This is a genomic window from Halohasta litchfieldiae (assembly GCF_002788215.1).
In the GTDB taxonomy this organism is placed as follows: Archaea; Halobacteriota; Halobacteria; order Halobacteriales; family Haloferacaceae; genus Halohasta; species Halohasta litchfieldiae.
The window spans coordinates 380,316-404,526 of record NZ_CP024845.1; the positions used below are offsets into that span (position 1 = coordinate 380,316).

Below are 24,211 nucleotides of genomic sequence, written 5' to 3' on the forward strand. Positions count from 1 at the left end.
CGACTATCATACACTAGCTGACAAGACAGAAAAAGTGTTATTATGGATGGCATGAAAGGAATGCCATGGAGATTTTGGAGGGCAACCAAATCGAGTGTAGCAAATGTGAGGACGTGATCGATCTCGAAGACGCAGTCGGTCTCGACAAGGATTCGAGCACGATGTTCAAACCGCTCTGTACGGACTGTCTGGAAGACATTGGCGTTCCACAGGGGTTCACACTCGAACGCGACATCACCTACTTCGCCCGGCAGTAGTTCGGCTGTTTGGCTGAGTCGAGACTCCATTATCTCGGACTGTCGTCCCGTCGACGCCAGCACCGACCCCGGCCCATATCGAAGGGACAGTCGACAGATTTGATACATACTTGCCAAGAGGGAGGCGTTACGTTGATACGCCCGGACACGAAAGTAGTGGTACCGAATGCGGCGAGAACAGTTTGACCTTGACGTTCGAAACCATGAGTGGGTCGACACCGACAACGATCCTCGCCAGCCGCTGGCTCGGATCTCGGTCACCGGCACTACTGAACAGCTCCAGTCCCGACTGAAAGGCGCAGACGGCGACCGCCTCTCTGCGGATATGATCGACGTCGCCTTCCGGCTCACCGAGTCCATGGATGACGATCCGACCGCCGATGGCGTCGTCAGCGTCGCCAACCGACTGACCGGCGATTTCATCTTCGAAACCAACGAGGACGCCGACGACGTCTTCCAGTTTATCCATGCCGCCCGCGAGTACGGCCGGGAAACCAACACCAGCGACCGCTACCGGATCGAAATCGTCGTCGACGGCGAGACGGTTACCTACGACAAAGGGACCTTCCTCGTCTACGACGAAGAGGGTGATCTCCTGCGCGCACAGAGTCTGATTCCCTCGGGCGTCGAACTCTGAATCGGTCGTAGCCGCACCGTCATCGAACCGAACCGGTCGACATTTATTCCGTCCTCAGATACCAGCTACCGTGAAAAACGTTACCGACCGCACGAGCAATCCGTTCGGGATGGAGCCATCGTGTGGCCAGTTTGTCCCCGGCTACGGTGACGCAAACGCCGCCTTCCACGTCATCGGCGACCATCCGGGCGTCCACGGCGGTGCCGAAAGCGGCGTGCCGTTTACCGATCTCGATTCAGCCATGCGGCTTCAGGAGGTCCTCCGGACGACTGGGCTGCTTCGAACCACCGGCTCGGAGCCAATCGTCGACGAGACGTTCTTTTCGTATCTCCATATGTGCGTCCCCAATCCCGGTGGGGACCCCACCGAGGCCGAGTACACCGATATGGAGCGGTTTTTCGACGCCGAACTGCGGGCCATCGCCGCCCACGTCCTGTTTCCGGTCGGCGAGCGAGCCACACGGCACGTCCTCGAAGAGTACACCGCTCAGGCATGGAAGACGACCGTCGACATGGACCGGCTCCACGCCACCGAACTCCGCGGCAGCGGCTGGCTCGTGATCCCGATCAAAGAGCCCACCGACTGGTCGGATGAGGACGAAACCCGACTCGGCGAGGCGATCCGAGAGCTTCGGTCGACTGACTTCCGACGGGAAACCGACCTCGGGCGTTTTATTGCCGGCAGCGACCCCTACTACGTCCGGTGACCGTGGCCAAACGGACAAATGTCCGATAACCAACGCTCGAATCGGTGATGCGTTGAAATATGCCACATATATCCACGACCCAGACAGAATCAGTGCGTACAATGGTCGAATTTAGTGTAACACAAGCCTTTTTGACGACATACGTTCGATACTCTGGTGGCGTGCTGACGCGGCTACGTCAGGTGCGCCGATACGCTGTGGACTAGTGCTCCCACAGTGGCTTGGTCAGTCACACGGCCCGCAGTTGTGGGTGCCGTCTCGTGGTCCCGACGGGTTTTCGACCCGTCAGCCCCCACCCTGGGCACCCCAACTGCGGCTGTTGGCTGCGACGCAGACCTGCTTGTTTCGATCCAAACTCGGTGAGTGGTAGCGACAGAATTTCTGACTCCAGTCGACCACCCACTGGCTCCACCGACCGGTCGCCACTGTCGACCCTGAAATATCGACTCACCAAGTCGTTATAACCCATACAGTCAGTCCAACTACCATACAACGCCGTTTCAGGTCGACCGTCCGTGTCTGTCCTGACTGTCTAATTGAGCATATAAAAATTTACTCACAAACGAATAACTCTTTTACCGTCGACCGAGTACGATGATTCAATGAAAGCAATTGGCGTCAGAGAGGGTGCAGAGCGGGCTGAGCTCTTGGAGATTCCCAAACCGGAACCCGACTCGGGCGAGGCACTGATTCGGACGCTTCGGGTGGGCGTCGACGGCACCGACCACGAAGTGATCTCAGGGGCCCACGGCGGCGCGCCCGACGGCGAGGACTACCTGATTCTCGGCCACGAGGCAGTCGGCGTCGTCGAGGACCCCAACGATACAGACCTCGCTGTCGGTGACGTGGTTGTCCCGACAGTGCGTCGACCACCCAACGGCTCGAACAGATATTTCGACAACGAGGAACCGGATATGGCCCCCGAAGGCCAGTACTACGAACGTGGTATCGTGGGCGCACACGGCTTCATGGCCGAATACTTCACCAGCCCCGAATCAAAACTCGTCAGCCTGCCGCCCGAACTCGCCGAACTCGGCTTTCTGGTCGAACCGATTTCGATCACCGAAAAAGCGGTCGAACACGCGATGGCCAGTCGGTCGGCCTTCGAGTGGAGCCCCGAATCCGCTCTCGTGTTGGGCAACGGGAGTCTGGGGCTGCTGACGCTGGCGATGTTCGAACAGCGCTTCGACCGGACCTACTGTCTGGGTCGACGCGAACGGCCCGATCCGACCATCGACATCATCGAATCGCTCGACAGCACCTACATCAACAGCAACGACACTCCCGTGCCGGAGATCCCAGAGCAGTACGAGGCCCCGGATCTGATCTACGAAGCCACCGGCTACGCCAAACATCCCTTCGAGTCGATTGAGGCACTCGCACCCAACGGCGTGCTTGCGGCGCTGGGCGTCCCCGGTGACTGGACCTTCGAAATCAACGGCGGCAAACTCCACCGCGAGCTCGTGTTGCACAACAAGGCTATCGTCGGCAGCGTCAACTCCAACGTCAGCCAGTTCGAGGCCGCCGTCGACTCGCTTTCGTCGCTTTCTGACTCGTTCATTTCGGATCTCGTCACTGGCATTTACGAACTCGACGAGTTCGAAGGGGCGTTTGTGGACGACGACACGACTATAAAAAACGCGGTCCAATTCAGTACATATGAAAAACGTTGACACGCTCATCGAAAGCGCAGCCGAGTTGGCCGAGCGAGGACTCTCGAAGGGAGAAATTGCGGACGAACTGAACGTCTCGCGCGAGACTGCAAGCTGGCTGGTCGAACGCAGCGGCACCACGAGCGAGCCCGAACCGCGAATCACTGAGGCGACGAGTCCACAGGATATCCACGTCGACTGGAAAGATATCGGTCGGGACAGCAACCGGCTGACACACGTGAGCCAAGCGATGGCCGACATCATCTCGAAAGAGGGCAAGAATGTCAGGCTCACGGTCGGTATTGAGAAGGCAGGCGTCCCGCTGGCGACAATCGTCGCCCGTGAACTCGACACCGATCTGAGCGCCTACGCCCCGGCCAAACACCAGTGGGATGAGGGCGACATCGACGACCTCGGCGGTGGCTTTTCGCGGAACTTCTCGCCGATCAACGATCAGGAATGCTACATCGTCGACGATACGATCACCTCGGGGACGACCCTTCGAGAGACGATCAAGGCGATCCGCGCCCGGGGTGGCGAACCCGTCGGCTGTGTGGTGCTAGTCGACAAACAGGGACTGGAAGAGATCGACGGCGTCCCGGTGTACTCGCTGATCAACGTCGTCAGCGTCGGCCGCGAGGAGTAGCGGCGACGCCTATCGCGACGGGAGCCACCGAGGGACGCAATACCTTTCAGGACACGGCTCCTACTACAGGTATGACATTCCAGCCCGACAGCGATCTCGACGCCGAGTCGGTCGAAAAGCAGGTCGACGAGACACTCGACTCCAACGACGTCGTCCTCTTCATGAAGGGGAACCGACTGATGCCGCAGTGTGGCTACTCCTCGAAAGCCGTCGAACTCATCGGCAGCCACGTCGAGGAGTTCGAAACGGTCGACGTCCTCCCCGCACTCGACGAGTATCGAGCCGCACTCGAAGCCCACAGCGGCTGGGAGACGATCCCACAGACCTACGTCGACGGCGAGTTTATCGGCGGCAGCGACATTCTCGAAGAGCTTGAGGAACGCGGCGAACTCGAAACCGAACTCACAGCTTGAGCGCGGTCGACCCTCACAGTTCAGTGAGAGTCTGTACCAAGAGAACTAGTACAGTATTCTCACCAGATATAAATAATCACCGTCCCCTACTGACAGTAGGTATCGGCGCAGCCGCGGGGAAGTACTCGTCAACCTAATCCACTATGACAGGTCGCGTATTCCGTCTCCACTCGACGCTTGAACTGCCACTCGAAGACGTCCACTCGTATTTCGACGAGGACCCGGATCTCCCCGAGGAGATCGAGGACGTCGACATCACTCGACGCAACAACACGCTGATCATCAAGGCCGTCGCCACTGATGAGAGTCTCAGCAAGTACACGCCAACCGCCCAGCTGAAGGCCAGCGTGACCGAGACACGGGTCTACGAGGAAGAGCCACCGCGAGCCGGTGGCCCGCGCTGGGGCGACGAGGAAGAAGAGGAGATCCCCTCCGAACTCGTCGAGTTCGCCTGTTTCAAGGGCGACCGCGAGACCGTCCTCCAAAACACCGCCGTCCAGTACGCGATGTTCCTCGTGCTCAGAGAGATCGCACTGCTCTCCGAGAAGGGAACCCTGACCGCGATCACCGAACACGACGGTGATCTGGAAGCCACACGCATCGTCGAGGGTGAAAAGCGGTCGGCGACCGTCGAGGTCGTCGAGAACCCACGGAAAAACAACTCCGGTAAGACGGGCGTCGACTGGCGGGACAACGAGTTCATCTCGGACTAGGTGCGTACTGAGCGCGGACTGACCGCGGACTGACGCTTCCTGTGGAGTAGGTATCGGCACTCCGACCGCTGCTGTCGGCCACATTTTTAGATCGTCGACCACGTGCTTCTCCCGGAGCAGCGTCACTGTCGGCGGCGAACTACTATCATTTATCATTAGTAACTGCTCTCCAAACTTGGTGAGACTTTTACCAGTGGGTGCATCTACCATATGGTATGAAATTACACAATCGGGGCGTGCGCCAAGACGTCCGTGAACTGGGTGCGTTGCTCGGGGACGTACTCAAAGAACAGACGTCGACCGAATCCTTCGAAACCGTCGAGGAGCTCCGGAAGAACGCGATTGCCTACCGAGAGGGCGATATCGACTCCCGCGAGGAGCTTCGCAACACCTTCGAACAGCTGTCGGCCAGCGAGGAAGGCGACGTGGCGCGGGCGTTTACCACGTACTTCGAACTCATCAATCTCGCTGAGGAGCGCGAGCGGGTCCGCGCAGTCCGCAAAGGTTCCCAAGCGGGCACGCTCGATGACAGCCTTGAAGACACCATCGAAGAGCTCTCGGAGGCCGGAGCCGACAGCGAACTCGTCAAAAGCGTCCTCGACGACGTGCTCATCGAGCCGACGTTCACCGCCCACCCGACCGAGGCCCGCCGCGGCACGGTCAAAGCAAAACTCCGCTCGATTGCGGACCACCTCGAAACGCTTGACTCCCAATCGCTGACCGACCGCGAATCCAACTCGGTCTGGAAGGATATCAACGCCGAAGTAACGAGTCTCTGGCAGACGCGACAGGTTCGACAGCGGCCGCCCGAACCACAGGACGAGGCCCGAAACATTCAGTGGTACCTCGAAAACACGCTGTTCGATGTTACCGGCGAGGTCTACTCCGAGTTCGAGGACGTCGTCACCGACGAGTACCCCGACATCGACCTACCGAAGCTCTTCGAGTTCCGCTCGTGGGCCGGCAGCGACCGAGACGGCAACCCATACGTGACCGTCGACGTCACCCAAGACACCCTCGAACGCCAGCGAGAGATCGTCCTCGAACGCTACCGCACGCTTCTCAAAGAGCTGTCTGCGGTCCTGAGTCAGGACGGCGACCGTTATCCGACGACTGGGGCTTTCCAAGCCTCTCTCGATGCTGACTTCGAAGACTTCCCGATGATCACCGGGGAGGCCGAGGAACGCTATCCGGACGAGCCATACCGCCAGAAGCTGCGGCTCATGCGGGAACGACTCAACCGCATTAGTGACGTTCGCCCCGGCGGCTACGACGAGGACGATCAACTCCTCGAAGATCTCGAAACCATCGATTCCAGCCTTCGGGCCTACGGCGGCAGCGACATCGCCGAAGCCTTCGTCGAACCCCTGCTCCGCCAAGTCAGCACCTTCGGCTTCTCACTGGCGAGCCTCGATCTACGGGACCACCGGATTCAGCACACCAAGGCCATCGACGAGGCACTCGCCGAGGAAGGCATCGAATACCGTGACCTCGACGAAGACGAGCGCGTCGACCTCCTAACTAATGCGATCCTGCAGGACGAGCCGCTGATCGACCCCGAGAACCCCGGCGATGTCTCCGAAGTGGCCGAGAAAGTGCTCACGCGGTTTGCCGCACTCGGCGACTGGCAAAACGAGTTCGGCGTCGAAGCCATCGACACCTACTGTATCTCGATGACCGAGGAGCCGAGCCACGTGCTCGAAGTGCTGTTCCTCGCCGACCAGGTCGGCGCAGTCTCGCTGCCGGACCACGCCGGTCTCGATGTGGTGCCGCTGCTGGAAACCGAGTCGGCGCTCAACGGTGCCGACCGGATCATGGGGACGCTGTTCGAAAACGAGGCCTACAAACAGGTTCTCGAAGCCCGTGGCAACACCCAGGAGATCATGCTGGGCTACTCCGACTCCAACAAGGAAAACGGCTTCCTCGCGGCCAACTGGGACCTCTATAAGAACCAGAAACGCCTCGCCGAAATCACCAACGATTACGACGTGACGATGCGGCTGTTCCACGGTCGCGGTGGCTCTATCTCCCGCGGTGGCGGCCCGATGAACAAGGCACTGCTGGCGCTGCCGAATGAGACCGTCACCGGTCAGGTCAAGTTCACAGAGCAGGGCGAAGCGATTGCCGAGAAGTACGGCAACGAACGGATCGCCGAGCGGAATCTCGAACAGATGCTCGACGCCCAGATCCGTGCCCGCCACAACGCACTCAACGAGCCGGTCGAAGAGGTGCCCGACGAGTGGGCCGAAGCGATGAACACGATGGCCGCCGCGGCGCGGTCGGCCTACCGTGACCTGCTCGAAACTGATGGCTTCGTCAGCTACTTCGAGCAGGCCACGCCCATTACGGTCATCGAGGATCTCAACCTCGGCTCGCGTCCGGCCTCGCGGTCGGATGATCGCTCGGTCGAGGACCTGCGGGCGATCCCGTGGGTGTTCTCGTGGACCCAGTCGCGGTGTATTCTCCCCGGCTGGTTCTCGCTTGCGGCCGGCGTCGAGGCCTACCTCGACGATGGCGGCGACATGGAGACGCTCCAAGAGATGTACGACGAGTGGGCGTTCTTCCAGACCACCTTCGACCGGGCGGCGCTGTCTTTGACCCGGACAGATCTCGAAATCGCCGACGAGTACGCTGCGTTGGCCGACACGGAACTCCGCGAGGAGTTCCAACCGCGAATCGAAGGTGAGTACGAGACGGCCGTCGACCTCACTGCCGAGATCACTGGTCGCGAGGACCTGCTTCGCCGCGACTGGCTCGACGAGAGTCTCGAACGCCGGAACCCCTACGTCGACCCACTCAACCTGCTGCAGACCCACCTGCTGAGTCAGACCCACCTGACCGAAGCCGAGGAACGCACCCTCCGGCTCACCGTCAATGGGATCGCAGCCGGCATGAAAAACACCGGATAGCTGGCCGTCCGAGGGATTTCGTTCGCTCCTCTCAGTCCGACCCCCGCGACAGATAGGTAATACCGTCGGGATGGGTCCGGACATCGATGCGGTCGACTTCTTGGCGGGCGTTCATATCGATCACCGAGACGTCGTTGGTTTTGTTGTTCGTAATGTAGGCCATCGAGCCGTCGGTGTTGAACACGACCTCGCTCGGCCAGATGCCGACCGGAATACGTTCGACCTCCCACGGTCGACCGGTGCCGTTGCGGTGGAACCGTGTCTCGATGACCGAGACATCGTTCGACATCCGGTTGGGAACCAACGCGACGCTGGCATCCGGCGAAAAGACGATCCCCATCGGCGCGTCGCCGAGTCCCGTTTTGTAGATGATTTCGTGGTGCTCCGGGTCGTGGACGGTCAGTCGACTCTCGTTTTGGATCGTCACATAGACGTTTTCGGTATTGGGGTTGACCGCCACACCTTCGGGCCCGTCGCCGACCGGGACGTCGACTGAGATCCGACGCTCCTCACAGTCGATGATCGTGAGTGTGTTGCCACTGCTGTTTGTGACGTAGGCCAGCGACTCGTCGCCGCTCAACGAGAGGGAATTCGACTGGGACTGGTGGGTCGGAATCACATCCAGCAGTTCGTCTGTTTCAATATCGAACACGAACACCCGGCTGTTGTTCCGCGAGACGACCCAGATTTCGGTCGACTGCTCGCGGACCGCAATCCCACGTGGGCCGTCGAACAGATCGTGTTCGACCTGAGCAGTCACCGAATAGCTCTCGTTGTCGATAATATTCAGCGCATCACCCTGCGAGCAGGTAACGTAGCTTTTGGCACCGTCAGGCGAAGTTTCTATCGTCCACGGGCCGAAATCCGTCTCGATTTCGGTGACCGTCTCGCCGGATTCGGGGTCGACAACTGAGACGCAGTCGTCGTCCCGGTTGAGTACGAGCAGTCGGTCATCCATATCACAGTCAGGGGTCGCCACGCTAAAGCCTGTTAGCACCGTCCGGCTCCCGAGACAGTCCACTCAAAACGCGTTAGGCTGACCGCGCCGCAGCAGCCGCCTCGCCCATGATTTCGATGGCCTCACGCAGCGTCTCCTCGTCGGTCGCATACGAGATCCGCGCCATCCCCTCGCCGCCCTCGCCGAAGGCTTCGCCCGGCACCACGATCACACCCCGGTCGATACATTCGTCGACGAATCCCTCGGGCACCTTCGGCATCGCATAGAACGCGCCGTGGGGGGTCGGACAGTCGATGCCATGATCAGCTAATCCATCGAGCAGGATATCCCGTCGACGTTTGAACGAGTCGGTCATCTCCTCGACGATCTCCTGTGGCCCAGTGAGCGCGGCCTCAGCGGCGTACTGGGCGGGAGCGCTGGCGCAGGCTTGGGCGTACTGGTGGACCCGGAGCATGCGCTCTGTGCGCTCGGTGGAGCCGGTAACCCAGCCGAGTCGCCAGCCGGTCATCGAGTACAGTTTCGAACAGGAGTTGACGACAACCACGTTGTCGCTGTCGGCGTACTCGATTGGCGAGTGGTGGTCGCCCTCGAAGACGGTGTACTCGTAGACCTCGTCGGAGACACACAGAACGTCGTGTTCGTCGGCAATGCGGGCGAACTCTTTGATGTCCTGCTCGCTTGCGACCGCGCCGGTCGGATTGGCAGGCGAGTTGACGATGAACGCCGCGGTGTCGTCGGTGATCGCCTTCTCGACTGCAGCGGGGTCGACCGTTAGATCCTCGCGGAGGTCGACTGGGACTGGCTCACCGTCAGCGAGTTTCGTGAGGGCGTCATACGAGACGAACCCCGGATCTGGAATAATGACCTCTTGGCCCGCATCAACATGGGCTTCGAGAGCGATGTGCAGGGCTTCGCTGGCTCCTGAGGTGGCGATCACGTCGGCTGGGTCGACGTCGATGCCTTGATCTCGCTGGTGTTTGTCGGCGATTGCCTCGCGGAGCGGTTCGATCCCCTTGTTGCCCGTGTAGCCGTCGGCCTTGCCTGATTCGATGGCGTCGACGGCGGCCTGTCGGGCATGCTCTGGCGTTGGGAAATCCGGCTGGCCCAAGCCGAGGTTGATGGCGTCTTCGCTGGCGGCTTCGAACACTTCGCGGATGCCACTGATCGAGATGCGCTCGACACGTGAGGAGAACTCTGTCATACTCCCTATGCTCTCGGCCGACAGGATAGCTTTTGTTACATTCGATGGGCGACCCAGTACCGGGTCGCTCGTTCGAACTGTCTGGGAACGGCGGGGCCACGTTTGGACTCCTCGTCGAACCTCCGTTGAGCGCCTGTTTGTCTCTGAGGCACGTACCGAAGGCAGCGTAACAGTAGTATATGTTCAGAAGTTAGTAGGTAGGGCTGTGCAAGATACAGAGGGTATCTAAAGCAAGGTGTCGATTCTCTCTTACAATGGTCGCTACTGTTCTGTAAGTGCGTATACTGTGCCATTGGAAGTCCCAATGTAGAGAGTCTCGTCGACCACCACCGTCGACCACACCCAGCGATCTCCCGTCTCGAAGCGCCAGTGTTCGGTGCCGTTACGTGGATCTAGGGCGTAGACGGTGCCCTCCATATCGCCGACGTAGACCGCATTGGTTGTCACTGCGAGCGGCGATCCGACATCGGTCTCGAAGAACCACCGTTCAGTGCCGTCGCTCGCGGCCAGCGCGTAGACGCCGTGGCCAGTCCCTGCATAGACGGTATCGTCCAGTACGGCTAGTTCACTTATACCGGACCTGAGAACCCCCCTATCCAGATCGAACGTCCACCGGTCGGTACCGTCGGCGGCATCCACTGCCCAAACCTCCCCACTCAGTTTGAAGTAGACAGTCTCATCGGCCACCGCTGGCGTTGGGCCGCCCAAATAGCGTAGCTCGCGGGACCACTGTTCGGTGCCGTCGGTGGCGTCCAGTGCATACAACAGCCCGTCGCCGCCCCCGACGTAGACGATGCCGTCGCCCACTGCTGGTGACGGCGTCACGTATGCGCCGGTATCGAAGCGCCACTGTTCGGTGCCGTCGTTCGCAGTCAACGCACACAGATTTCCGCCGCCGCGTCCGACGTAGACGGTGCCGTCGACGACCGCCGGCGACGAGGCGATCCTTCCATCGACTGCAACCGACCACTGTTCGGACCCATCACTTGCAGCGAGGGCGTAGATCGCGTTGTCGTGACTCACGACGTAAACGGTGTCGTCGTCGACAACGAGCCACTCCGCGGGATTCTCGTCTATTTCGACGGCCCACTGTTCGGTGACCGAGTCAGTTGGGCCGGTCGCGTCGGGCGGTCCACCGGTCCGGGCGGGGGTGTATCGGAACATCGGCGCGCCGGTGGGGCCGGCGGTTCTTTCGGTCCCTGTCCCGTCGTCAGTGGCGCGCATACACCCGGCAAGACTCAGTACCTCACAAAGCATCCTCGGCTAGCTGTTTCTGCGGCCTGAGTTCTGTGTCGAAGCGGTTGTACTGACGGTCTCGACGAGAGAATTACGGACGGATCGACGGAGAGCTGTCGCTGTCGGCGGCGGTCAGCCGCCGACGCGACAGCGTCGCCACTCACTCCGCTGGCTTGCTCGGTCGGTGGTTAGCGGTGGAATCGGTCGTCAGGTGGCCGATTCGCGGGGACGGCCCGACGCACCGCGAGGGCCGTCCACGCAGCTCGTCGAATCATATTGACGAACTCCTTGTACGGCCACCACCAGAGGCGACGCCCGCCTCGGCGGGGCGTCGCCACATACTCGTAGTGAAGGTACCGCCAGACGTTCTGTAAGAGGAGACTCACCACCACGTACAGCAGCCGTACCGTTGGATCTCGTGTTGTCGTTGTCGCTATCGCTTGCTCAAACAAGCGATAGCTTGACTCGATACCGAAGCGTTTCGAGTAGTGGTATCGAGCGTCCCGTGGTGAGTCGATGAACGGCGCGTCAGCGGCGTAGCCGTGACGCGCCACACCGTTCTCGTCATACTTCCCATTTAGGTACGTACAGTCGATGTAGACGGGAAAATCGACGGTCCAGCTGTGACCGTCGAGTTTCCCCGTCAGATCATGCTGAATGACGCGACTCCATCCTTCCGAGAGCTCTTGCTGAATCGCCTCACCCCACCGGATGATCGGGATCACGTACGCGTAATTGTGCGCCTGAAGCAGCGTGAGACACTTACTGTCGTAGAATCCGCGATCAAGGTAGACGGCCTTGACCCCGGCGTCAAGGCCGTCGAGGACACCGAAGAACTCAGCGAGGACACTACTTGCGGTATCGCCGTCTTTGAGACGGCGTACCGCCAGCGTGTAGCGTTTGTTCTTCACACGCGCGTAGAGTGTGGCATAGGCGTGGAACGCAGTGGTTCCACGCTTCGCTACCGAGTGATAGAGGCCGTCTGTGTCGTCTTCGTCACCGTAGTAGGGCCGCAGGTGGAGGTCTGCGCAGACCTCCACCTGTTCGGGGAGCAATTCATCGAGATCCTTTCGCAGGAGCGTGTTAGCGACTCGTTCGAGCCGTTCCGGCTCGAACTTCGTCCGAAGATGGTAGAGGACCGTGTTCCCAGCGGGTGAGTTCTGGCTCGACGCACAGAGCGTAGAGACAGAGGTCCCGTCGGCGCAAGCGCCGACGAGGACCTCATAGATGTCTTCAGCAGTGATTTCAGCGTTATTGGCTAACGAGAGCGAAACTTCCTCGTCAAGGCGGTTGACGAGAAAGTTAAGAAGCTGGTCCTCGTGGATCTCACCGTCTGCTTGTTTGGTTTTAGACACACCTTCAGCAAGCAGACGTTCTAACTAAGCGGCTTTGTGAAGTACTGAGACTTGGTGCTCGATGGACGCCCGCATCCACTACCGACTCATAGAGTTCGGCGATCTCGGTGAGTACGGTGTCATTCTCTGCACTCACGATCTTGACGATATCACGAAATCCGTTGTCCTCATCACCGGGAACCAATCGCTCCGGTGAGTAACCGAGATAAAACCCTTCGCCAGCTTCCAGTTCGGATGTACGTTCGATCGCCGGTCCGAGAATCTCTCGTGTTGCCCCCGGATACACGGTCGATTCAAGGACCACTTTCGTTCCGGGTCGTATGGTATGACCAACAAGTTCGCCGGCCCGTTCGACGTACTTCAGATTCGGTTTCTTGAGTTCGTCGACGGGAGTTGGAACTGTAATGATAACGTATTCCGCATGTGTAAATGATGCCGTATCGGTCGTAAAGTCGATATCGGACCGTTCGACCCTCTCGGCACCGACATCATTGGTTGGATCCTGTCCCGTTTTTAGCTGATTGATCTTGTCTTCATCGATATCGAATCCGACTACATCATAGCCTGCCTGATCAAACTCCGTCGCTAACGGTAAGCCAACGTAGCCGAGTCCAACAATGCAAATTTTGTACAGTGATTGGTCCGATACATCGCGATGTCTTGCTTTTGGGATATCCATGTAATCTCACTCCTTTCGGGTCAGACAGGGACTGTATTGCTGTCGTCTAGATTACATAATCTACATAGGCCATCATATATATTTCGATAGTACAAGTAGCTATAATATCTCTATATTACTTTTATTTATGTTCTACCATTTTTACTATTTATGTAGGATGTTCCATTACTACCTTAATATCCAATTACAAACTATTTTTATGGATATAAATAGTATTATTGGGGAGTTTTCGTTCCTCCGTCAATTACCGTGTATACGGACTGTTGATCACAACTCACGTAGCCACCGAACCTTCTGAATTGCGTACATCAACCCACAGATGTAATGATTGATCCGCGTTGTCGGGCGTCGGCTGGGCCGGAGGAGTACCAATATAAAGCAGGTAGGTGACACGGAGGTCTTCTCCAGTAATCGCCGCGGTGAGGTTGTGTTCGGTACGCCACTCCTCTCCAGGTTCGACAACCGGTTTGAAAGTTGTCACCCGCTGTCGGTCGACGATCTCCGCTTTGTTGGTTTCTGGAACCGTTGTGTTGTGTATCTCGACAATAATCGTGTACTCCGTCCCGACGTTCTCATTATTTTCTAGGCCGACGACGATCGGTTCGGGCTCACCGGCTACGAGATCGCTCGGATACTCCTCGGCTACGAGTTCGCCCTCAGCAGTCTCTGTCAGGATATAAAAATCCGTAAACTGTTCTCCGTCGGGGGGCACAGCCACAGCGTAACCAATAGTACCGAAGGCGAAAACGACGCTAATCGCAAGGACAATCACGAGAACAGAATCAAGCCGCGTGTCCGGCTTCAAATTCTGTGTCCACATAGTGTCCATCCACTGTCGAAACGAGACGGTAAACTGTCTGTCTTCAGGGAGTTTCTGTCGACGATACGCGGCGAGCACCACTCCCACCAACGTAACTCCGGCGAGTGTGAAAATAACTGGAATCAGACGGATACCCCACGGTGTGAAACTGAGGCCAATCCCGGTGAGCGGGACGATGGCGATACTTGTCCCAAATGCTAAGGCGGCTCTTTCGATTCTGTCTATGCCGCCGGTGCCAGGCAAGCGAGCAGCCAACATATTACTTGCCTCTTCAGTAGTTGTCTCTTCAGCTTCGGGGTCGGCAGAAAGATATGATTCTGGAAACAGAACCGCAATAAACGCATACCCGGGAATGAAGGCCACGAAGGCCAGACCCAGAACGAATCTGAGGACAGACTCTCTGACTGTCGGTAGCGAAACTGCGATAATCATCAGTATTGTGAATATTGCAGTTGCTACAAGATCTGCTGGTAGAGACTTCTTACAACCTACTAATAACTTTTTGAGGCCTTCACCAATAGCCATTGTCAGCTAATCGACACCATCTGACAAAAGTGGTATCATCGAGCACATATATCTGGTATTAAATCTTTAACCTAACGGCATAGAAGTCGTTCATCTAATAGTTACTAAGTGAGTTTTTTCTCAATAACATATTTCAACCCACGGAGGAACGGACGTGGATCATCGGCCCGAAGGGTATCGAACCGGGGCATGTCGTAACACGATCGAAGGACTGCATGTAGTTCCGTGGCTAGAGACGGTCGGTCGACCAGTGGAGACTCCTCTCGCAAAATACTGAGTAGATAGCCGAGTTCACCGTACAGCAGGTGGCTTCCGACGCCCACATCGTACTCGTGGTTGATCTTGGAACTCAATCCTTGCGTCGAGAGCCAATAGTAGTATGGAAAATCAGCCCCGGCTTGAACTGCACAAGGCAGCGACTGCCACATGCGCGGGTTGATTTCGGTCAACACGAACTCTCCGGTCTCTTTGTCCTCCATGTACTCGATACACGCGAGGCCGTGGTACTCCAGACTGTCTAGTAGGGTTCGACCTGCCTCTTCGAGGGCCGGCATCGAGACCGCCTCACGGTAGACGCCGCCACCACCGATGTAGGAATCCCCCCGAATCTGACGGTGTTGGAACGTCGCCAGCGGCTGGCCGTGATCGTAGAGCGCGCCGAAGACGTACTCGTCGGCGCTCCGAATGTAATCCTGAACGATAGGGACGTGGTTCATCTCCTCGATAATCACCTCGACGTCGGGTGTCTCACCCGGATACAGATGCTTGATAGTATTCACCTCGGCTACATCATGAGGACCAAACGATTCAATCGACTCTTCGGTCAATAAATTGGTCGTGTCGCAAAGTCCTCTAGAGTTCAGTAGTAACTGACTCCCGTGAAGGCGGGGTTGCCTCTGGTGTCCAAACCGAGGTACCCCATGCACGCCACAATCGACGTGCGGTTCGAACTGAGTATCGACGACGACAAAACGCTACCGCTCGCCACGCTTGCCGAGGCCGTCACTGACCAGAACCTCGAAGCAGTCCTTCTCGAATCGCTGGTCGAGAGCCTCGACGCCGCCAGCGTCGAGGCGCTCTGTGGTGAGAAACACGCACATGGCAACGGTGACCAGCGCTTCCAACGCGCCGGCACCGACACCCGCACAGCTGTCACAACTGCCGGAGAACACGAGTTCTCTCTCCACTACGTCGAAGATACAGCCGCTTCCCCAGACGAATCCAGCTACTTCCGGCCCGTCGAAGACGTTCTCGACTTCGACGGGCAGAACCGCTATCAGCAGGACATCGCCGCCAAAAGCGTCGATCTCGCTACCTCGCTCAGCTATCGAGACGCTGCCAATCACGGCGACAGCTTCGTCTCGATGCCGTCGCCGACCACCATCAACCGCCGTGCCAAGAAATACGGCCACAAGCTCAAACAGTTCCTTCCAGACTGTGTCGCTGGCACAGACGCTGACGCCGTCATTCCTGACGGGACAAAGTGCCACAGCCAAGACGACGACCGCTCGTCCCACTCCGTCCAAGCAACGCTCGGCGAAGACACCGCCGAAGAGTCACGCTCCCTGCTGGATCTGTCGGTCAACGCTGACTGGGACGAAACTGCCGCCGAACTCGATGATATCGGCGCAGTCACTGACGACGCGACGGTCGTCAGTGACGCTGATAGCGGCATCGTCACAGCCTTTACCGACGAAAACCGTGACCACCAGCTCGATCTCGTCCACGTCGGCCGAACGCTGGGTTACACCCTCTGGGACGATGGCGTCTTCTCCTTGGACCGTCGGAAGGAGATCGTTTCGGAGGTGATCGACGAGGTGTTCCATCTGAAGAACTCTGTGGCGAAGCATCGTCCAGCGGAGGAGTTCGCGGCGATCCGCTCGCGGATCGCGCGAACGAGAGAGCGATTAGAGAAGACAGCGTGGCAACTGGAGCAGTTCGGGTCAGCAAAGGCTGCAGGGTATCTTCGGCGGTGGCTGCCGTCGATTGTGACGTTCGCCGAGCACGCTGTCGAGGGGTTCGAGGTTCCGTGGACCTCGAACCCCGTCGAACGACTGATGGGCGAGGTCAGCAAGCGGTGCAAGAACCAGTGGATGCGCTGGACAGCAGAGGGATTGGAAGCGATACTCCAACTTCGGTTGGTGAAGTACGCCGACCCCGAGTACTACCAAGCGTTCCTCGACGAACTGCTCCAACGTTCGACCAAAACAGCAATCAACTGTGACCTCTCAATTGAGAGTACCAGCGGCAAAGTCTAGACCGCTTTGCAACACGACCAATAAATTGAACCGGGATTTGACTATGAGTTCTGGGCTCCAATCGTCGACATCTGTTACTAGCCTGGTGTGAGGGACGGCAACGTCTGCTGATTCGGCTGCCGCTGCGAGCTGCAACCGGTCGGTAACAGTCTCAAGTAGGTCGGACGAGGGTGTGGTCAGCGAGACGTGAGGATCAAACAAGTCGTTGTACCGTGCAAACAGATACGCATCGTGGGGTCGTACAGGGAGTATCGTCTCTACATCCCGGCGAGAAGCAATGTCGAGCAGGGCATCCCTATAGGCGAGTATATTTTGCTTTGGAGATGGGATTTGAATCTGTTCGTCACAGAATCGTGATGCACCTGCCGCAACTTCAGCCTCTATCGAAGCCAAAATTGTGTGGATCCCTTGTTTCGACAGTGATCGCACACAGGAGTAACTCCTCGAATCGAGACCAGCCGGTATGCAAACAGATTGCTTGTTTTTAATTCTAGAGACCATAATACAGTTTCTCAGTTCCAATCTCATTAGTATCAAGTCCTTACCTAATTTACACGATTAGCGGCTAATAGAGATCAGAGTATGGGGCAGCCTAGCATGCCGCGTGGCACATTTTCAACAGAGGAGAATTCCCATCGTATACTGGGTGTGAGTTCCAGTTCACGACAGTGAGAACGGGCTCTAGTATCTCATCGCCAGTAGCTATCTGGGTGACGAAACACAAACTCAAATACATGATTTTTATCACATTTATTGAGTAAGTATTTTTCATTTCAAACTGTTACAATGAGTAAGTACTCAAATAGAACTGTTCTCTCAAATCAGCTGGGGAACGGCTGAAAGGACGAATCGTTCCGCAGTGGAACGAGAGCCTGCAGTGTCCAAGATTATGCCGCTTGATTGATGCCAACGTTTATTGTTTCGAGTTTCGTAACTCTATACAATGAGTTACGATACAGAACATGTGCGTAATGCGGGCAACGGTCCCGCGATGATTACTGGGCTTCCTACCTTCACAGACCTACTCACAAATGCGAACCTCGCTGAGCTGTACACCGCTATTCGCCAGTCGCCAGGTGTGACTGCTCCCGAACTCATCGATCAAGTAGCGGTCTCAAAAAAGACCGTCTACGAGTATCTACATAGGTTAGAACGTGCAGGGCTAATCAGTGAAACAGAAAATAGCGGTGGTACAAGTGCGTACGACGCAGAGGAGTTCGAACTGACGCTCACAATTCGTGGGATAGAGATAACGATCACCCCCAAGCTCGTTGCAGTCATCGCACAGTCTGATGAATATCCAATTATCAAGCGTGTCTGTGACGAACACGGATTTGTGACATTCGCACTTGCTCACGATCTGATCAACGCACATAGCGACGGCGATGTCACGATCCGACAAATCGGTACGCTGACCGACCTTTCACACGGAACAACTTATGATCTCGTCGAGGCACTCTACGAGATTCACGATCTCGGTGGCGACGATCCGAGCCCAACGACATATACTCCCGATGACGTGGTCGACGACGATCTACAGTCAGAGTTGGCCGACGAATAGATGCCTCGGTCAGAGCAACTGTACACGGCGAATATTGTGGATACAGTTATCTTCCGGAGTCTGGGTAAATCACCAAGTCCTCAGTTACGGTCGTTGAAACAAGCCGTCGCTGAGGCGGATACAGAACTCTGGGTTTCACCATCGATCTACCGTGAGCTGACGAACTATGGGGAAGATCCTCCGAGAAATCCATATCTTGATACAGGCATCAAGGAAGGATGGATTCGCGTCGCAACTCCGCTACCGAATAATCGGAATTCGGCATTTGACTCGGTTACTGACCCTGTTGAACAAGCACAGCATCTCGCAGACGAATATTTGAACCAACAGAGCAAGTATCCAAATACCAATAACTGGCGAGACGCATCTGTGGTTGCGTTGGCTGTACGATTGTTTGAACAAAACACTCGAATCCGCGTTATCACTCACACAGCAGATAAGACTCTGGCTCAGGCTTGCGCCCGTATTCCGCCTGAATTTGGATACTACGATATTGAATCACGGTACTACAACCCACCACAGAAAGCAAAAAAACAGTTCCCGACCGTCGAATCACTTTCTTGGAGTAGCCAATAGCGAATGTGGTCCTGAAGGATCCTGTTGGAATACTAATTAACTCACATTTTTGTTCTCCGTGCTATACACAGAGGCTACATTTCTCGGGCTACCGGCATCAGACTTTTTTCAATTGGACTGCTCGGCTAATAGTATGGTAGATGATCCAACGATTCCTCTCGGAGATATTCGACAGAGAGATCCCGGAAGCGACCGGCAAGGAGCGTTCAAACGAGGCTGGACAGCAGCTGTGAAAGATCTCAATGACGATGGAGAATCATCAAAATATTCTGAGGGTCCACCACCAGAAACCCTTACGTGGGATAATCTCGGGTACCGCCTTGGAAGCATATTTGGCGAAACAGACGATGACCAGCGACAGAGACTATTTGATTGGTGTAAAGAGAAACAAAAACGAGAACGAGAGTCCTAATTGACGAAGTTCTGTGCTGTATTCGCGTTCGCAGTCTTACAGCCGCGATGAAGAGCGAATTATATATTATTTAAATATTTTCGGCGCTGCTCCATTTTGTCTTGTTCACTTCGCTTATCGTAGTGTGTGTCAAGCACATCTTTCGATACATTAGCCCGATCACTTACAATATCTTTCGGGACATCACAATTGAGATGGTGAGAGATTCCTCCTCGCCGCAATGCATGTGGACTCACGCTCGATGGGCACTCGGATTCAGACCCATATTCGGCGGCATCACAGTCAGAAATAGAGCGATCATGCGGACACTCACCAGTGTACTCGCACGGGCGGGTACTCCGGTAGCAATCTCCTCTGAGGGTGGTGATGTGTGCACGTCCCTGACTTGTGGATTCCAGTGGTTGACGCCCTTTCTCATCCGTTATACTGGGTCGACGGTCAGAAATCCAGCTATCGAGTAACTCACTGATCGACTCTGAGAGGGCAACGTGTCGTTCTCCACCCTCTGCATTCTTGATCGGCGTTTTTGTCTCTGGCCGATGAACTACTTCGAGATATTGACCATCACTATTGTAGTCCTCAAGATCCAGCGAATGAATCGCACCAACACGCATCATTGTGTGCCACATTAGCGAGACGACGATATGCGGTCGTGATGCATACTCATACTTGCCGAAGTAACTGAGTATCTGCTCTGCTCGCTCCGTCTCCAGCATTTCTGTCCGGACATTGTCACCGGAGCTCAGAGTTGGCGAGAGAACCTTGGTATGGAGGTCAGGTTCGACGGCATCGATTGATTCGAGCCACCTGATGAACACACGGAGTGTATCCATCTGTGTCTTTTCCGTCACAACGCCGATGTCGCCCTCATCACGTCGCCATAGACGATACTGGTGTAGCATGCGGCCAGTGAGCTGATTGAGGTTCCCAACCTCATTCTCATCGCACCATCGGACAAAGTGGCTGAGTCGTGAACGGTGAGAGTACAGGGTTGCTTGTGCGACCTCATTCTCGCGGTCAGTTAGATACATTTCGAGTGCTGTCTCGGGTGCGATTGGTTCGAGCTTCATTATTGATCTCCTCTGAATCGGAGAAAGGCCCGATTTACCCCAATCTCAAACCATTCAAATCAGCCGACAGACGGCTGAAAGGACAAATCGTTCCGCAGTGGAACGAGAGCCTGCAGCGCCCATTCAGTTTTTCGGCAGTCTAATCGCAAGACAGCGTCGAGTCTATATCCCGGGAAATCACAGTGCCGTTACTTTCGTTTGATAATCGAACAGAGAGTAAACTCTCTGAGATCCATAGCCAGCGGTTTCAGCGCAGTTGGCGAGTCTGTCGAAGAAATCAAAACTCTCTGCAAGAACTCGGAGCCGAAGGGTGGCTGATTCGGTTTGGTGGCACTGCTCTTCGATCTGGTCGGTTAGTGTGGCGACTTTCTCGCGGCTCGCTTCAGGGAGTGCCAACGGAACCCGGCTAGGCTCGTCGACGACGGTTTGGGGTTTGATTGCCGGTCGCTCATCGGTTCTCCCTGCTTGCTGTGTCTCTTTATATATATCGAGGATCGCATCGATACGGCGCAGTTCGTCGAGGAGGTGGGCTTGAGTATTGGTGTAGGCCATGATTCTATCGTGAATGAGAGCGTCGACTGGACGAACATGTGCTCGCACGAATATTTATAATTCATTGAGAGGCAAGCATCGGTAAATCGGACTCATGGTATACAGATCATCGCACCGAAACGAGAACGCCTCGGATACAGAGACGGGGGTGACGACGAGTCGGGTCGCAAATCGCACCGCAGCGGATTCGACATCCGCGACAGGCAGCTCTGGTCACGGCAGGCGACTATCGAAGAGACTGAAGCCTATTTCGGGATGGAAGTCCCGGACACAGACACCGTCTTTCGCCTCCAGCGGCTCGAATCGATGAACACGACTGAGCGTGTTCGTGGCTGGGTCAATGAAGGAATGATCGTCGAAGATATCGGTAATCCCCTCTCGATAGTTAGCACAACAACGACAGACTCCGGCTGATACCAGCTCTGCTGGTAAATTTGGTGTTCCCGATCCAGTTCGGGATATGATCTCGTCGACTGGAAGCAGAACGCGGTAGATAGCGTATTTAGTCGCCGTTGAGCGGTAAACTATTCACCAGTCAAGTCAACAATAGGTGGTCTGCTCGCTACTCATGTTGGGCGTCGACAACGGCAACGCCAGCTAAGTTCACGATGTCTTTGACTTCGTCGCCGCGCTGGAGGACGTGGACCGGTTTGTCCATCCCGACGAGCATCGGCCCGACGGCCTCCGCATCGCCCAGTCGCTGGAGGAGTTTGTAGCCGATGTTGCCGGCTTCGAGGTTCGGAAACACGAGAACGTTCGCGGGCTCGTCCAGCTCGGCGAACTCGTAGGTTCCTGAAAGCATGTCCTCGACAACCGCGGTATCGGCCTGCATCTCACCGTCGACGGGGAACTCGACTGTGGGGTCCTCGCGGAGTCGACGGGCGGCCTCGCGGGGTTTGCGGGTCCCCTCGTTGTCGACGCTTCCGAAGTTGGAGTACGACAGCAGCGCCGCCCGTGGCTCGACATTGAACCGCCGAGCGAGGTCGGCGGTGTGACGCGTCACCTCCTCTAAGACGTCCGCATCCGGGTCCTGATTGACGGTAGCATCGGCGCAGAACACGACGCGGTTTTTGAAGGTGAGCATGTAAACGCCGGCAGCGTAGTCGGCATCGTCGGCCGTCCCGATCACCTGCAGCGGCGGCCGCAGCGATGACGGGTAGTGATGGGTCAGGCCGGTGAGCAGCGCGTCGGCGTCACCGGTCTCGACCATCACGCTGCCGAGGTAGGTGCTGTCCTCGACGAGTTTGCCCGCCTCGCTGCGCGTGACGCCGTTGCGCTTGCGCAGGTCGTACAGTCGGTCGGCGTAGGCGTCGAGATCGCCCTCGCTGGGGTCGATGATCTTGGGGTCGAAATCGAGCCCGAGCGTCTCGCTGATCGCCTCGATGCGGTCGCGGTCGCCCAGCAAGATCGGCTCGGCGATTCCCCGGTCGACGAGCTGGTAGGCCGCCCGGATCATCTTCTCGTCGTCGCCCTCGGCCAGCGCGACGCGCTTGGGGTCGGTCTGGGCTTTATTAAGGATGATCCGCATCATCTCGCGGGATTTGCCCAGACGAGCCTCAAGTGCCTCGACGTAGGTCTCGACGTCGAGCGACCTGCGGGCCGCGCCGGACTCCATGGCCGCATCGGCGACCGCGGGGGTCACCTCGAAAAGGACCCGTGGATCGAGCGGCTTGGGGATGATGTAGTCGGGGCCGAACTGGAGTGGCTGATCGCCGTAGGCTTTGACGACCGCATCGGGGACGTCCTGACGGGCCAACTCGGCCAGTGCCTCGCTGGCGGCGACTTTCATCTCCTCGTTGATCTCGGTGGCCCGAACGTCGAGTGCGCCGCGGAAGATGAAGGGAAACCCCAGCACGTTGTTGACCTGATTCGGGTAATCCGAGCGGCCTGTCGCCATGATAACAGTGTCATCGCGGGCGTTCTTGGCCTCCTCATAGCCGATCTCGGGAGTCGGATTTGCCATCGCGAAAATGATCGGATCGGCGGCCATCGACCGGACCATCTCTTGGTCGACGATGCCGCCCACAGAGAGGCCGACGAACACGTCCACGCCAGCCATCGCCTCCGCCAGCTCGCCCTCGGGGACATCGCTGGCGAACTCGCGGGTGTACTGATTGAGTTCGCCTGCCTCCGCGCGCTCGGTCGTTAGAATCCCGTCGACATCGCACATCGTGATATTCTCTCGGGGAACGCCGAGCGAAACGTAGAACCGGGCGGTGGCGGTCGCGGCGGCACCGGCACCGGCGAAGGTGACGTCGAGCTCCGAGAGCTCTTTGTCGGCGATCTCGCAGGCGTTGAGTAGTGCAGCGCCCGAAATGATGGCGGTGCCGTGCTGGTCGTCGTGGAAGACGGGGATATCCAACTGATCGCCGAGTCGACGTTCGATCTCGAAACAGTTCGGTGCCGCGATGTCTTCGAGGTTGATGCCGCCGAACGTTGGCTCCATCATCGCAATCGCTTGGATCATCGCGTCGGTGTCATCCGAGTCCATCTCGATGTCGAAGACGTCGATATCGGCGAACCGTTTGAAAAGGACGCCTTTCCCCTCCATCACCGGCTTGGAGGCTTCGGGGCCGATGTCGCCGAGACCTAACACTGCCGACCCATCCGAGACGACGCCCACCAAGTTCCCCTTCGCGGTATAGTCGAACACCTGGTCGACGTCGGTAGCGATTCGCTCACAGGGTGCGGCGACGCCGGGTGAGTACGCCAGCGAGAGATCCCGCTGGGTGTTGGTCGGTTTGGTCGTCGCAATCTCTATTTTTCCGGGCGGGTCAGTACTGTGGTACTCTAACGCGTCTTCGTCCAAGCCCATGGGAGCATATCTACACCGTTGATGATAAATAACAGTATTATTATCAAAGAATAATGAAAAGACAACAGAAATATATCAGAGATAGTATGTCTCCGGGGGTGTACATCGCCCGTGTGATCGGCTCGGTTCGACCAGCTACTGATTCCCGATCCGAATTCGGATCTTGAGCGTTGAGGCCGAGGTCCGAACGAACGCCGGCGTCGACGATCTCGCCGTAGTCTGAAAGCCCGCCAGCGGGATCTCTCCTCCACACAACGCTT

At 57.1% G+C, this 24,211-nt stretch carries 23 protein-coding genes; 13 read left to right on the forward strand and 10 right to left on the reverse strand.

All coding sequences use genetic code 11. From position 1 onward, the window contains the following. Window positions 1-65: 65 nt before the first annotated feature. The 8 genes from HALTADL_RS01935 to ppc all read left to right on the forward strand — a co-directional run bounded on the left by HALTADL_RS01935 (window position 66) and on the right by ppc (window position 7,933). The gene (locus HALTADL_RS01935) at window positions 66-257 is read left to right on the forward strand and encodes a hypothetical protein (protein WP_089672063.1); all 192 of its coding nucleotides are present in this window, start codon (window positions 66-68) and stop codon (window positions 255-257) included. A 166-nt stretch (window positions 258-423) separates the two neighbouring features. After that, window positions 424-894, forward strand: coding sequence for a DUF5793 family protein (locus HALTADL_RS01940; RefSeq protein WP_089672060.1), 471 nt, complete (start codon window positions 424-426; stop codon window positions 892-894). 70 nt (window positions 895-964) lie between these two features. Next, window positions 965-1,600: a uracil-DNA glycosylase family protein gene (locus HALTADL_RS01945; protein WP_089672057.1), complete on the forward strand. Its 636-nt coding sequence runs from the start codon at window positions 965-967 to the stop codon at window positions 1,598-1,600. A gap of 602 nt (window positions 1,601-2,202) precedes the next feature. Further along, window positions 2,203-3,273, forward strand: a complete 1,071-nt coding sequence (locus HALTADL_RS01950) for a glucose 1-dehydrogenase (protein ID WP_089672054.1) — start codon at window positions 2,203-2,205, stop codon at window positions 3,271-3,273. Then, window positions 3,260-3,898, forward strand: a complete 639-nt coding sequence (gene gfcR / locus HALTADL_RS01955) for a transcriptional regulator GfcR (RefSeq protein WP_089672051.1) — start codon at window positions 3,260-3,262, stop codon at window positions 3,896-3,898. Before HALTADL_RS01950 ends, gfcR begins: the two co-directional genes overlap by 14 nt. Window positions 3,899-3,969: 71 nt before the next feature. Beyond that, window positions 3,970-4,311: a glutaredoxin family protein gene (locus HALTADL_RS01960; RefSeq protein WP_089672048.1), complete on the forward strand. Its 342-nt coding sequence runs from the start codon at window positions 3,970-3,972 to the stop codon at window positions 4,309-4,311. A gap of 143 nt (window positions 4,312-4,454) precedes the next feature. Then, a complete protein-coding gene (locus HALTADL_RS01965; protein ID WP_089672046.1) occupies window positions 4,455-5,024 on the forward strand; it encodes a DUF7110 family protein in 570 nt (189 codons plus the stop codon). A 215-nt stretch (window positions 5,025-5,239) separates the two neighbouring features. Then, on the forward strand, window positions 5,240-7,933 hold the full coding sequence (ppc, locus tag HALTADL_RS01970; protein WP_089672043.1) for a phosphoenolpyruvate carboxylase: 2,694 nt from the start codon (window positions 5,240-5,242) through the stop codon (window positions 7,931-7,933). Window positions 7,934-7,964: 31 nt separating this feature from the next. Here ppc and HALTADL_RS01975 read toward each other — a convergent pair whose 3' ends face one another. The 7 genes from HALTADL_RS01975 to HALTADL_RS02005 all read right to left on the reverse strand — a co-directional run bounded on the left by HALTADL_RS01975 (window position 7,965) and on the right by HALTADL_RS02005 (window position 15,486). Next, window positions 7,965-8,891: a YncE family protein gene (locus HALTADL_RS01975; RefSeq protein WP_089672040.1), complete on the reverse strand. Its 927-nt coding sequence runs from the start codon at window positions 8,889-8,891 to the stop codon at window positions 7,965-7,967. A 73-nt stretch (window positions 8,892-8,964) separates the two neighbouring features. Continuing rightward, on the reverse strand, window positions 8,965-10,092 hold the full coding sequence (locus tag HALTADL_RS01980; protein WP_089672037.1) for a pyridoxal phosphate-dependent aminotransferase: 1,128 nt from the start codon (window positions 10,090-10,092) through the stop codon (window positions 8,965-8,967). Between the two features lie 261 nt (window positions 10,093-10,353). Beyond that, the gene (locus HALTADL_RS01985; RefSeq protein ID WP_245708402.1) at window positions 10,354-11,316 is read right to left on the reverse strand and encodes an outer membrane protein assembly factor BamB family protein; all 963 of its coding nucleotides are present in this window, start codon (window positions 11,314-11,316) and stop codon (window positions 10,354-10,356) included. 200 nt (window positions 11,317-11,516) lie between these two features. Continuing rightward, on the reverse strand, window positions 11,517-12,683 hold the full coding sequence (locus HALTADL_RS01990) for an ISH3-like element ISHla1 family transposase (protein WP_009486633.1): 1,167 nt from the start codon (window positions 12,681-12,683) through the stop codon (window positions 11,517-11,519). Between the two features lie 4 nt (window positions 12,684-12,687). Continuing rightward, complete coding sequence (locus tag HALTADL_RS01995) at window positions 12,688-13,362, reverse strand: nucleotide sugar dehydrogenase (protein WP_089674003.1); 675 nt, start codon at window positions 13,360-13,362, stop codon at window positions 12,688-12,690. A gap of 274 nt (window positions 13,363-13,636) precedes the next feature. Further along, on the reverse strand, window positions 13,637-14,707 hold the full coding sequence (locus HALTADL_RS02000; RefSeq protein WP_089674002.1) for a DUF1616 domain-containing protein: 1,071 nt from the start codon (window positions 14,705-14,707) through the stop codon (window positions 13,637-13,639). A 104-nt stretch (window positions 14,708-14,811) separates the two neighbouring features. Then, window positions 14,812-15,486 carry a hypothetical protein gene (locus HALTADL_RS02005; protein ID WP_143054211.1) on the reverse strand — a complete coding sequence of 225 codons (675 nt, stop codon included), beginning with the start codon at window positions 15,484-15,486 and terminating at the stop codon, window positions 14,812-14,814. Window positions 15,487-15,627: 141 nt separating this feature from the next. On the opposite strand from HALTADL_RS02005, the gene HALTADL_RS02010 reads away from it, so the two are divergent. The 4 genes from HALTADL_RS02010 to HALTADL_RS17125 all read left to right on the forward strand — a co-directional run bounded on the left by HALTADL_RS02010 (window position 15,628) and on the right by HALTADL_RS17125 (window position 19,514). Further along, window positions 15,628-16,965 (forward strand): ISH6-like element ISHla10 family transposase, encoded by a 1,338-nt coding sequence (locus tag HALTADL_RS02010; protein WP_012659191.1) that lies wholly within the window; start codon window positions 15,628-15,630, stop codon window positions 16,963-16,965. Between the two features lie 943 nt (window positions 16,966-17,908). After that, window positions 17,909-18,526: an ArsR/SmtB family transcription factor gene (locus HALTADL_RS02015; protein ID WP_100190865.1), complete on the forward strand. Its 618-nt coding sequence runs from the start codon at window positions 17,909-17,911 to the stop codon at window positions 18,524-18,526. A 36-nt stretch (window positions 18,527-18,562) separates the two neighbouring features. Further along, window positions 18,563-19,102, forward strand: coding sequence for a hypothetical protein (locus HALTADL_RS02020; RefSeq protein WP_265472936.1), 540 nt, complete (start codon window positions 18,563-18,565; stop codon window positions 19,100-19,102). 133 nt (window positions 19,103-19,235) lie between these two features. Continuing rightward, complete coding sequence (locus tag HALTADL_RS17125) at window positions 19,236-19,514, forward strand: hypothetical protein (RefSeq protein WP_143054165.1); 279 nt, start codon at window positions 19,236-19,238, stop codon at window positions 19,512-19,514. A 59-nt stretch (window positions 19,515-19,573) separates the two neighbouring features. On the opposite strand, the gene HALTADL_RS02025 is transcribed toward HALTADL_RS17125, so the two are convergent. Beyond that, window positions 19,574-20,584: a site-specific integrase gene (locus tag HALTADL_RS02025; RefSeq protein WP_089673097.1), complete on the reverse strand. Its 1,011-nt coding sequence runs from the start codon at window positions 20,582-20,584 to the stop codon at window positions 19,574-19,576. A gap of 177 nt (window positions 20,585-20,761) precedes the next feature. Then, window positions 20,762-21,136, reverse strand: coding sequence for a hypothetical protein (locus HALTADL_RS02030; protein WP_089673098.1), 375 nt, complete (start codon window positions 21,134-21,136; stop codon window positions 20,762-20,764). 255 nt (window positions 21,137-21,391) lie between these two features. On the opposite strand from HALTADL_RS02030, the gene HALTADL_RS17130 reads away from it, so the two are divergent. Then, a complete protein-coding gene (locus HALTADL_RS17130) occupies window positions 21,392-21,550 on the forward strand; it encodes a hypothetical protein (protein WP_162551649.1) in 159 nt (52 codons plus the stop codon). Window positions 21,551-21,698: 148 nt separating this feature from the next. On the opposite strand, the gene HALTADL_RS02035 is transcribed toward HALTADL_RS17130, so the two are convergent. After that, window positions 21,699-23,951 carry an NADP-dependent malic enzyme gene (locus HALTADL_RS02035; protein ID WP_089673099.1) on the reverse strand — a complete coding sequence of 751 codons (2,253 nt, stop codon included), beginning with the start codon at window positions 23,949-23,951 and terminating at the stop codon, window positions 21,699-21,701. Between the last annotated feature and the right edge of the window lie 260 nt (window positions 23,952-24,211).

Bases quoted from the DNA above. Each gene is read 5' to 3' on its own strand.
- HALTADL_RS01935 (WP_089672063.1), top strand. From the start codon at position 66: ATGGAGATTTTGGAGGGCAACCAAATCGAGTGTAGCAAATGTGAGGAC.
- HALTADL_RS01940 (WP_089672060.1), top strand. From the start codon at position 424: ATGCGGCGAGAACAGTTTGACCTTGACGTTCGAAACCATGAGTGGGTC.
- HALTADL_RS01950 (WP_089672054.1), top strand. From the start codon at position 2,203: ATGAAAGCAATTGGCGTCAGAGAGGGTGCAGAGCGGGCTGAGCTCTTG.
- gfcR (WP_089672051.1), top strand. From the start codon at position 3,260: ATGAAAAACGTTGACACGCTCATCGAAAGCGCAGCCGAGTTGGCCGAG.
- HALTADL_RS01960 (WP_089672048.1), top strand. From the start codon at position 3,970: ATGACATTCCAGCCCGACAGCGATCTCGACGCCGAGTCGGTCGAAAAG.
- HALTADL_RS01965 (WP_089672046.1), top strand. From the start codon at position 4,455: ATGACAGGTCGCGTATTCCGTCTCCACTCGACGCTTGAACTGCCACTC.
- ppc (WP_089672043.1), top strand. From the start codon at position 5,240: ATGAAATTACACAATCGGGGCGTGCGCCAAGACGTCCGTGAACTGGGT.
- HALTADL_RS01975 (WP_089672040.1), bottom strand. From the start codon at position 8,891: ATGGATGACCGACTGCTCGTACTCAACCGGGACGACGACTGCGTCTCA.
- HALTADL_RS01980 (WP_089672037.1), bottom strand. From the start codon at position 10,092: ATGACAGAGTTCTCCTCACGTGTCGAGCGCATCTCGATCAGTGGCATC.
- HALTADL_RS01985 (WP_245708402.1), bottom strand. From the start codon at position 11,316: ATGCGCGCCACTGACGACGGGACAGGGACCGAAAGAACCGCCGGCCCC.
- HALTADL_RS01995 (WP_089674003.1), bottom strand. From the start codon at position 13,362: ATGGATATCCCAAAAGCAAGACATCGCGATGTATCGGACCAATCACTG.
- HALTADL_RS02000 (WP_089674002.1), bottom strand. From the start codon at position 14,707: ATGGCTATTGGTGAAGGCCTCAAAAAGTTATTAGTAGGTTGTAAGAAG.
- HALTADL_RS02010 (WP_012659191.1), top strand. From the start codon at position 15,628: ATGCACGCCACAATCGACGTGCGGTTCGAACTGAGTATCGACGACGAC.
- HALTADL_RS02015 (WP_100190865.1), top strand. From the start codon at position 17,909: ATGAGTTACGATACAGAACATGTGCGTAATGCGGGCAACGGTCCCGCG.
- HALTADL_RS17125 (WP_143054165.1), top strand. From the start codon at position 19,236: ATGGTAGATGATCCAACGATTCCTCTCGGAGATATTCGACAGAGAGAT.
- HALTADL_RS02025 (WP_089673097.1), bottom strand. From the start codon at position 20,584: ATGAAGCTCGAACCAATCGCACCCGAGACAGCACTCGAAATGTATCTA.
- HALTADL_RS02030 (WP_089673098.1), bottom strand. From the start codon at position 21,136: ATGGCCTACACCAATACTCAAGCCCACCTCCTCGACGAACTGCGCCGT.
- HALTADL_RS17130 (WP_162551649.1), top strand. From the start codon at position 21,392: ATGGAAGTCCCGGACACAGACACCGTCTTTCGCCTCCAGCGGCTCGAA.
- HALTADL_RS02035 (WP_089673099.1), bottom strand. From the start codon at position 23,951: ATGGGCTTGGACGAAGACGCGTTAGAGTACCACAGTACTGACCCGCCC.